The sequence below is a fragment of the Mesorhizobium sp. M7A.F.Ca.CA.001.08.2.1 genome (assembly GCF_003998455.1).
Lineage (GTDB): Bacteria > Pseudomonadota > Alphaproteobacteria > Rhizobiales > Rhizobiaceae > Mesorhizobium > Mesorhizobium ciceri.
Genome location: NZ_RZPW01000202.1, coordinates 1 through 8,942 on the forward strand (window position 1 = coordinate 1; position 8,942 = coordinate 8,942).

Annotated in this window: 12 protein-coding genes; 5 read left to right on the forward strand and 7 right to left on the reverse strand. The window is 62.5% G+C overall.

Annotation, left to right across the window (positions count from 1 at the left end; all coding sequences use genetic code 11):
• Window positions 1–202 (reverse strand): 3-methyl-2-oxobutanoate hydroxymethyltransferase (locus EN914_RS14225; protein ID WP_407067779.1); only part of this gene is annotated, 202 nt, incomplete at its 3' end.
• A gap of 228 nt (window positions 203–430) precedes the next feature.
• On the opposite strand from EN914_RS14225, the gene EN914_RS14230 reads away from it, so the two are divergent.
• The 3 genes from EN914_RS14230 (at window position 431) to EN914_RS14240 (ending at window position 2,005) form a co-directional block, all read left to right on the forward strand.
• On the forward strand, window positions 431–829 hold the full coding sequence (locus EN914_RS14230) for an NADH:ubiquinone oxidoreductase subunit NDUFA12 (RefSeq protein WP_013531353.1): 399 nt from the start codon (window positions 431–433) through the stop codon (window positions 827–829).
• A gap of 123 nt (window positions 830–952) precedes the next feature.
• A complete protein-coding gene (locus tag EN914_RS14235; RefSeq protein ID WP_013531354.1) occupies window positions 953–1,543 on the forward strand; it encodes a DUF2155 domain-containing protein in 591 nt (196 codons plus the stop codon).
• A 75-nt stretch (window positions 1,544–1,618) separates the two neighbouring features.
• Entirely contained in the window at window positions 1,619–2,005 is a 387-nt protein-coding gene (locus EN914_RS14240; RefSeq protein WP_024503882.1) for a hypothetical protein, read from the forward strand.
• A gap of 9 nt (window positions 2,006–2,014) precedes the next feature.
• Here EN914_RS14240 and aat read toward each other — a convergent pair whose 3' ends face one another.
• The 6 genes from aat to EN914_RS14270 form a co-directional block, all read right to left on the reverse strand.
• Window positions 2,015–2,632: a leucyl/phenylalanyl-tRNA--protein transferase gene (gene aat, locus EN914_RS14245; RefSeq protein ID WP_024503883.1), complete on the reverse strand. Its 618-nt coding sequence runs from the start codon at window positions 2,630–2,632 to the stop codon at window positions 2,015–2,017.
• Between the two features lie 12 nt (window positions 2,633–2,644).
• On the reverse strand, window positions 2,645–3,988 hold the full coding sequence (gene accC, locus EN914_RS14250; RefSeq protein ID WP_013531357.1) for an acetyl-CoA carboxylase biotin carboxylase subunit: 1,344 nt from the start codon (window positions 3,986–3,988) through the stop codon (window positions 2,645–2,647).
• Between the two features lie 10 nt (window positions 3,989–3,998).
• Window positions 3,999–4,457, reverse strand: a complete 459-nt coding sequence (gene accB, locus EN914_RS14255) for an acetyl-CoA carboxylase biotin carboxyl carrier protein (protein ID WP_013531358.1) — start codon at window positions 4,455–4,457, stop codon at window positions 3,999–4,001.
• Window positions 4,458–4,483: 26 nt separating this feature from the next.
• Window positions 4,484–4,918 (reverse strand): type II 3-dehydroquinate dehydratase, encoded by a 435-nt coding sequence (gene aroQ / locus EN914_RS14260; RefSeq protein WP_013531359.1) that lies wholly within the window; start codon window positions 4,916–4,918, stop codon window positions 4,484–4,486.
• 149 nt (window positions 4,919–5,067) lie between these two features.
• Window positions 5,068–5,871, reverse strand: a complete 804-nt coding sequence (locus tag EN914_RS14265) for a DsbA family protein (RefSeq protein WP_013531360.1) — start codon at window positions 5,869–5,871, stop codon at window positions 5,068–5,070.
• 61 nt (window positions 5,872–5,932) lie between these two features.
• Complete coding sequence (locus EN914_RS14270; protein ID WP_024503884.1) at window positions 5,933–7,327, reverse strand: M48 family metalloprotease; 1,395 nt, start codon at window positions 7,325–7,327, stop codon at window positions 5,933–5,935.
• A gap of 145 nt (window positions 7,328–7,472) precedes the next feature.
• On the opposite strand from EN914_RS14270, the gene EN914_RS14275 reads away from it, so the two are divergent.
• Both EN914_RS14275 and EN914_RS14280 read left to right on the forward strand, forming a co-directional pair.
• Complete coding sequence (locus tag EN914_RS14275) at window positions 7,473–8,621, forward strand: pyridoxal phosphate-dependent aminotransferase (protein WP_024503885.1); 1,149 nt, start codon at window positions 7,473–7,475, stop codon at window positions 8,619–8,621.
• 4 nt (window positions 8,622–8,625) lie between these two features.
• Window positions 8,626–8,942, forward strand: a 317-nt coding sequence (locus tag EN914_RS14280) for a glutaminase (protein WP_206527201.1), incomplete at its 3' end; no start/stop codon positions are given.

Below are 8,942 nucleotides of genomic sequence, written 5' to 3' on the forward strand. Positions count from 1 at the left end.
GGGAGGCACCCAGAGTCGTCTTGTGGCCATGGAGGACCATGGCGACACTGTCACCGACCAGAAGCAGATCGACATGGTGATCAAGCAGACGGGCGATGGGATAGGTATAGGCGGTCAGGCAAACGATCGGCGTGCCGCCCTTGCGGTGGCGAATCGCCTCGGCGCTGATGCGCATGTCGGTGGTCGGCAATTCCGTGGCCAATCGTCACCTCCTTTGGCCTCAAGCCGGGCTGGATACAAGCATGGGCGCGCAGAGCTTTAGAAACACCGCAAAGGCTTGGCAAGCGTGCATGCAGCCACCGGCAGGATCACAGGCTTGTGTGGGGTTTCGGGAAAGCCATTTGCGCACACGCCGTGGCAAAACCCTTGCCTTCGGCAAGGCCTGACGCCATAAGCAGGAAACGGGCGCTGCTGGCGCGAGGGTTTTGAAATGAAGACTTTCCTTACGCAGTTTTTCACCTGGTGGAACAGCCAGACGATAGGAACCCGCCTGCACACGTGGCGGTATGGCAAGAAGGTCGGCCAGGACGAGACCGGCAATTTTTACTACGAAGGCGGCATCGATTCGGAAGGCCGCACGCGCCGCTGGGTCATCTACCGCAATTATTCGGAAGCTTCGGCGATACCGCCCGGCTGGCACGGCTGGATGCACCACCGTGTCGACGTCGCGCCGTCCAGCGAGGACTACAAGCCACGCGACTGGCAGAAGCCGCATCAGCCCAATCTGACCGGCAGCCCGGCGGCCTATCGCCCGAAGGGCTCGGTGCTCACCAATCAGCATCGCCCGCAGGTCACCGGCGACTACGATGCCTGGACACCCGGGTCGTAGCGACAGGGTGCAAGCCGGTCCTTTATCGCCACAATTGGTGTTTAGCTGCTTGCTGATCAGAAAACGGCGACTAGCCTTGGCGATCGACAGAATCACCCGGGCGCGAACCACCGGTATCTTTGCATGAGCTTTTCTTACTCAATATCGGCCAGTCTGGCGCTAGCCGCCGGTCTTGCCGTCAGCACCGTGGCCTTCGCCGCTTCGCCTGAGCCCGCGGCACCCGCGCCGGCGCCGCCCGCGGGAGCGGACCGGGTTACCAATGCCGTTGCCGAGTTTGCCGGTATCGACAAGATCACCGGCCGGATCATCACCTTCGATGTCTATATCGACGAGACGGTGCAGTTCGGCGCTTTGCAGGTGACGCCGCGCGTCTGCTATTCGCGGCCGCAGGCGGAGGCGCCGAAGACCGATTCCTTCGTCGAGGTCGACGAGATCACGCTCGACCGCAAGATCCGCCGCATCTTCACCGGCTGGATGTTTGCCGAAAGCCCCGGCCTCAACGCCGTCGAGCATGCCGTCTACGACGTCTGGCTGAAGGCCTGCAAGCAGAAGTCGGATGTGCCGGCGCCCGACGGAGCCAAGGCTGACGCAACCAAAGCGGAGGCTCCCAAGCCCGCCGCAGCCAAACCGGAAGCCGCGACCACTCCGGACGTCACAACGCCTGATGTGACGGAGCCGGACGCTTCGGAACCCGATACTACCGACACCAACTGATCCCCCGGAACCGTCCTGGCCACAATGCGTTGGGCCACGGACGAGCGCACATTCATGCGCAAGGAGGATCTTCCGATGTCAGACAGCAAACGGATCACGGCTAGCAAGGCCGAATTGCTGGAACTCGAAAAGGGATTCTGGACGGGCGACTCCGCCTACTACGCGGCCAACGCCGACACCGAATGCCTGGTGGCATTTCCGCAGATGGCACAGGCGATGGACAATGCGGATCTGGCCAAGACCGCGGCCAAGCCCAACCGCTGGCGCAACCTGCAGATGGATCTCAAGGGCATTATCGAGCCGGGCAGCGACATCATCATGCTGACTTACGAGGCGCGTGCGACACGGGAGAATGGCGAGGCTTATGCCGCGCTGGTCAGCACCGGCTACGTCCATCGCGCCAACGGCTGGAAGATGATGTTCCATTCGCAGACGCCATTGGAAGCCGCTACCGGGAAGTAGGCTCAATCCTCAGGGATAGAATATTGCCTCGCCCTTCAACGCATCGGCGAGCATCTTCTCATACTTGCCGCGCGGCACGTCGACCGCGCCGAACCGCTTGAGGTGCTCGGTGGTGAACTGCGTATCAAGCAGAGCAAAGCCCCGCGCCTTCAAGCGCTCGACGAGGTAGAAGAGGCAGGTCTTGGAAGCGTCCGTCTCTCTGGCGAACATGCTCTCGCCAAAAAACACCCGGCCGAGCGACACGCCATAGAGGCCGCCGACCAGCCGGTCCTCACGCCACGCTTCGACCGAATGACAATGGCCTATCCGATGCAACTCGATATAGGCTTCGCGGATCGGCGCATTGATCCAGGTCGAGCGCCGCTCCGCGCGCTTTTCGGCGCAGCCGTCGATGGTCGCCTCGAAATCGAAATCGAAACGGATGTCGAAGGGATGTTTCTTGATCGTTTTCCAGAGACTTTTCGGCGTGTGAAAGCCGTCAAGCGGGATGATGCCACGTGTCTCCGGCCGCACCCAGAACACCTCCGGGTCGCCGGCACTTTCTGCCATTGGGAAGACGCCCGAGGCGTAGGCCTTGAGCAGCAGGTCGGTGGGGATGCGATAGCCGGGCGCGTAGGGGCGGGTCATCGCGTCTCCGCGCTACTCTTCCTTGGCCAGGTATTTTTCCAGCCAGTGGATGTCATAATCGCCATTGGCGATGTCGGCATTGCCGACGAGATCGCGAAACAGCGGCAGCGTCGTCTTGATACCGTCGACGACGAACTCGTCCAGGGCGCGGCGCAGGCGCATCATGCACTCGACGCGGTTACGCCCATGTACAATCAGCTTGCCGATCAGGCTGTCGTAATAGGGCGGGATCTTGTAGCCGGAATAGACGCCGGAATCGACGCGGATGCCCAGACCACCCGGTGTGTGGAAATGGGTGATCGTACCGGGCGAGGGGGTGAAGGTGCGTGGGTCCTCGGCGTTGATGCGGCATTCGATGGCGTGGCCGTTGAACTTGATGTCCTCCTGCTTCACCGAGAGGCCGCCGCCGGAAGCGACGCGGATCTGCTCATGCACGAGATCGATGCCGGTGATCGCTTCCGTCACCGGATGCTCGACCTGCAGGCGCGTGTTCATCTCGATGAAATAGAACTCGCCATTTTCGTAGAGGAACTCGATCGTGCCGGCGCCGGAATAGCCGAGGTCGGCGATCGCCTTGGCGCAGATGCCGCCGATACGGGCGCGCTCTTCGGCATTGAGGGCCGGCGAGGGCGCCTCTTCCCAGACTTTCTGGTGGCGGCGCTGCAAGGAACAGTCGCGCTCGCCGAAATGCACGCCGCGGCCAAAGCCGTCGCCGAACACCTGCACCTCGATATGGCGCGGCTTTTCCAGGTATTTCTCGATGTAGACCGCATCGTCGCCGAAGGCCGCACCGGCTTCCGTGCTCGCCGTTTGCAAGGCGACCTCAAGGTCGGCCTCGGTAAGCGCTACCTTCATACCGCGCCCGCCACCACCGGCCGATGCCTTGATGATCACGGGATAGCCGATCTCGGCGGCAATGCGCCTGGCTTCCTTTTGGTCGGTGACGGCACCGTCCGAACCGGGCACAACCGGAATGCCGAGGCGCTTGGCGGTTCGCTTGGCCTCGATCTTGTCGCCCATGATGCGGATATGGTCGCCGGACGGACCGATGAAGGTGATGTTGTGCGCGGCCAGTATGTCGGCGAACTTGGCGTTCTCCGACAGGAAGCCGTAGCCCGGATGCACGGCGTCGGCACCGGTGATTTCGCAGGCCGCAACGATCTGATGGATGTTGAGATAGCTGTCGCGCGATGGCGGCGGACCGATGCAGACGCTCTCGTCCGCGAGCCGCACATGCATGGCGTCGGCATCGGCGGTCGAATGCACCACCACCGTCTGGATGCCGAGTTCCTTGCAGGCGCGCAGTACCCGGAGGGCGATTTCGCCGCGATTGGCGATGAGGATCTTCTGAAACATCAGGCCCGCTCTACTCGATCACGACGAGCGGCATGCCATATTCGACCGGCTGCGAATCCTCGAAAAGGATCGCGGTCACCGTGCCGGCGCGTGGCGAGGGGATCTGGTTCATCGTCTTCATTGCTTCGATGATCAGCAGCGTCTGGCCTTCCTTGACCTTCTGGCCGACTTCGATGAATGCCTTGGCGTCCGGCGACGGCGCCAAATAGGCCGTGCCGACCATCGGTGAGGTGACCGCATTCTTGGAAAGGTCCGCCACCACAGGCACGGCAACGGCGGCAGCCTGCGCTGCTGCCGGCGCATAGGCCGGTTGCGGCGCCGCGATTGCATGAACGGCCGGCGCCTGCCGCGAGACGCGCACCTTCAGGTCGCCCAGTTCAACCTCGATCTCGGTGAGGTTGGTGTCGTTCAGTATGCCCGCCAGATCGCGGATCAGTTGCTGGTCAACACCGGTCTTCTTTATCGACATTTTCGAGCCTTCTGTTTGTTGGCCGGTCATAGGCGTGCGGCCAGCGCCTGTAGCGCCAGCGTATAGCCGAGCGGCCCAAAGCCACAGATCATGCCGACGGCGACCGGCGCGACCATGGAGACGTGGCGGAATGGTTCCCGCGCATGGATGTTGGAAAGATGAACTTCGGCCACCGGCAATGGTGCGACGGCGCGGATGGCGTCGTGGATGGCAATCGAGGTGTGGCTGTAGGCGCCCGGATTGATGACGATGCCGACGGCCTTGTCGCCGGCTTCCTGAATCCAGTCGACAAGGTCGCCCTCATGGTTCGACTGGCGGAAATCGATCTCGAACCCCAGCGCCGTGCCTGCCTGCTTGCAGTCGTCGGCGATCGCGGCAAGCGTCTTGCCGCCATAGATGCCCGGCTCGCGCTTGCCGAGCGCGTTGAGATTGGGACCGTTCAGGACGAAAACCGTTTTCAAAAAAGCCGACCTTTCCCGGCGCCGTCATCAAGCCGGCGCGCTGGGCCCTCTATAATGGGCATAGCCGCCCGCGGAAAGAGCGCAAGTGCGTTCTTTCACTGTCCACAACAGGCGGAAATGTGCCAGTGAGAGATAGCTGGCGAGCAAGATCAGAGCGCGGCTTTCGCCGCCTCGATCTTTTCAGCCAGCACTTCCTGCCCGAGCGCCCCGAACACCACCTCGTTGCCGACGACATAAGACGGCGTTCCGGTGATCGCCAGCTTGTTGGCAAGATCGTAGGTCTTGGCGAGGGCCTCGTTGATTGTCGGGTCCTTCATCTTCTCGCGCAGCGCCGCTTCGTCGGCGCCGAGCGACAGCGCGACCTTCATGGCCGCCGCCTCGGTGGCGCGTCCCTGACCGCCGAGCAACGCATTATGGAACTCGCCGTACTTTTCCGGGTGCATCAGGTGGAAGGCCATCGAGACCACGCTCGCCTTCTGCGAATCCGGTCCGAGGATGGGGAATTCCTTGAGCACGAAACGCAGGTCCGGATCGGTCTTGGTCAGCGCCTTCATGTCGTCGATGGCACGTTTGCAGAAGCCGCAATTATAGTCGTAGAACTCGACGATGGTGACCTTGCCGGTCGGATTGCCGACGACGCCGTCGAAGGCGGAGTTGAAAATCTGGTCCTTGGCATCCTTGATCACGCCGAGATGAGCGATGCGCTGCTCTTCCTTCTGCTTGGCCTCAAGCGCATCCTGGACTTCCAGGAGGACTTCCGGGTTTTTCAACAAATAGTCGCGGATGATGCCTTCGACCTCGGTGCGGTCGATCTTGGTATCGGCCGCCGCCGTCTCGACCGGCTGTGCGGTCCCGGCCTTGGCGATCTGCGGGTTTCCGGCAACGAATCCGAAAGCCAGCATGGCCAGAGCGACCGCAACCCCCGTGGTGCCCAGCAGCAGTGCCTTTTTCATCGTTCCTGTTCCTTCTGCCTGTTTTCCGGTCTGGCTATGTCGTGGCGCGCGGCCGGAAGGTTCACTTGATCTTGGTTGACGGCTTGTAGTTTATGATATCCTGGGCGCGAAGCCAGCGCGGCTCGCCGCGTTTCATCTGCTGCTGCGCCCGCATGGCGAAAATCTTCGCATCCTTGTAGTTGCCGGAATAGAAATGGCTTTCGGCGGTGGCAAGTTCAGCGCCAGGTATGTCGCCCAACTCGCCATAGGCCTGCGCCAGATAGCGATATCCGGCTGAATTTTCCTTGTCGCGACCGAGGCCATTGTTGATCTGCACGACGGCTTTTTTGAGGGAGTCGGGCGTGCCGACGGCCATCAGCGCCTGGCCCACGGACACCGGCAGCAGACCGGACCGAGCCGAATCGAGGCTGACCGCCTTGGCATAGGCGTCCGCAGCTTCCTTGGGTTTGTTGGCTTTCATCAGGATGTCGCCGCGCAGTTCCTGGAAGTAGGCATTCTTCGGTTGCGCCCTGATCAGTGCATTGGTCTTGGCGAGGGCGGCGGCGATGTTGCCGAACAGGTAGGTCGACTGGGCGTCGCCGTACTGGGCGGCGAGGGTTCCTTGCATCTTTCGCATCAGCCGGGACGCGGCCGCCTGGCCTTCCATGTAAACGGCGATCTTCACCCGCATCATGTCATGGCGCTGCTGCAGCGCGGGCGGGTCCGGCCTGTCGACATTGGGGTCCTGTTTCACCAGCACTTCGAGATTGGCGATGCGGTCCTGCGGCATCGGATGGCTGATCCGATACGGATCGACCTGGGCGCCCGAAAGCGAAAGTGCGGTCTGGAAGCGGCGGAATGTCTTCAGCATGCCCATGCCGGACTGGCCGGTGGCGTTGAGATAGGTGATCGCCGAGCGGTCGGCCGTCATCTCCTCGGTGCGCTGATAGGCGAGGATGCTGCGCTGTGCCATTTCGCCGCCGCCGGCAGCCACGCCCATGCCGGCGCCGGCGAGACCGCGGCTGCTGGTTGTGGCACCGGCGACAATGGCGCCGGCGCCAAGCAATGTCGCGATGACGGCCATCGTCTTGGCTCGTTCGAGCTGGTCGCGCAGCTTCTGCTGGTGGCCGCCGGCAATATGACCGGCTTCGTGCGCGATGACGCCGATGATCTCGTTGGGCGTTTCAGCCGTCATCAGCGCGCCGGTGTTGATAAACAGCCGACGCCCGGTGACGAAGGCGTTGAAACTCTGGTCGTTGACCAGAACGATGTCGATGCCGTCATTCGCCAGGCCGGCCGCCCTGAAGATCGGCCGCGCGTAATCGCGCACCAGCGCCTCGATCTCGGCGTCGCGCACCACCGGCACGTTCTGGGCGAAGGCGCTGACCGAGCTCGACATTGCAACGACAACGCCAAGCGAAAGCGTCGCGAAGACGCGCGCTGCCTGGGCAATCGTCGATCTGGGTCGGCTCAACATGATGTGTCCACTGGTAGACGAGCGGGCGAAAGATGAAAAGTCGGCGCCGGAAACTTCCTCAACTTGTGATCCTCACATCAATCGGGCATTTGTGCGGCACATGCGCCAGTGCCTGGCGCCGTCAGTCATCGGGAATACTGGTTAAATGGTCGTTTCGCTCTCACGCCGTGGCAATGTCGAGCCCTTCCATGCGATGGACATTCTGGCAGAGGCAAACCGGCTGAAGTCCCAGGGCGTGCCGGTTGTTTCGATGGCCGTCGGCCAACCCTCCGATCCCGCACCGGTTCTGGTTCGTGCCGCAGCAGCCAAGGCGCTGCAGGATGGGCGCATCGGCTACACCGACGCGCTCGGACTGGCAGGTTTGCGCAAGGCGATCGCCGGACACTACGCCGATCACTATGGGCTTGAGATCGAGCCTGGCCGGATCGCGGTGACCACCGGATCGTCGGCCGCCTTCAATCTTGCCTTCCTGGCGATGTTCGATCGGGGTGACCGCGTCGCCATCGCGGCACCCGGTTACCCTGCCTACCGCAACATCATGGCCGCACTCGGCATCGAGGTGGTCGAGATCGAGGTCGGCGACGCCGCCTACCTGCATGCCGGCCATTTGGAAGCCGCGCATCGTGAAAAGCCGCTGAAAGGCGTTCTCTTCGCCAGTCCCGCCAATCCAACCGGCGCGGTCATACCAGCCGATGAACTGGCGGCCCTGGTAAGGACGGCACAGGACCTCGGCATCGCCGTCATCTCCGACGAAATCTATCACCGGCTGGCCTATGCCGCCCCCGACACCACGGCACTTGCCTATGGCGGCGATGTGACGGTGATCAATTCCTTCTCCAAATATTACTGCATGACCGGCTGGCGAATCGGCTGGATGGTGCTGCCGCAAGACCTGGTGCGGCCGGTCGAGCGCGTCGCCCAGAGCCTCTACATCTCGCCGCCGGAATTGTCGCAGATCGCCGCGATCGAGGCGTTCAGGGCGACCGAGGAGCTGGAGGCGGTAAAAGGCCGCTATGCCTGGAATCGCGAGCTCTTGATGAAACGCCTGCCGGAACTCGGCTTTCCGCTGGCGGCGCCCATGGACGGCGCCTTCTATGCCTTCTGTGACGTCACCAGGCATACCAATGACAGCATGGCCTTCGCACGCAAGATGCTGGCTGAGGCGCATGTAGCGGCGACGCCCGGCCGCGACTTCGACACTCAGGCGGGGCACCGGACCATGCGTTTCTCCTATGCCGGCAGCCACGACGACATGGTCGAGGCAATGGCGCGCATCGAACGCTGGTTGAGGTAGCACCATGCCGGAACTCGAACAGGCCTCCAAACTCGATCAGGCCTCCAAACTTGATCAGGCCCCCAACCTTGATCAGGCATTGGCCGAAGTCGCGGCCGAAATGGCCGATCGCACCGATCGCGGTGACGTCGCTTCCTACATTCCGCAGCTGGGCAAGGTCGATCCGAAGAAGTTCGGCATCGCCGCCGTCACCAATGACGGCCGCGTGCTGATGGCGGGTGACGCCGAACAGGCCTTTTCGATCCAAAGCATCTCGAAGGTGTTCACGCTGACGCTGGCGCTCGGCAATGTCGGCGACGCGCTGTGGCAGCGGGTCGGGCG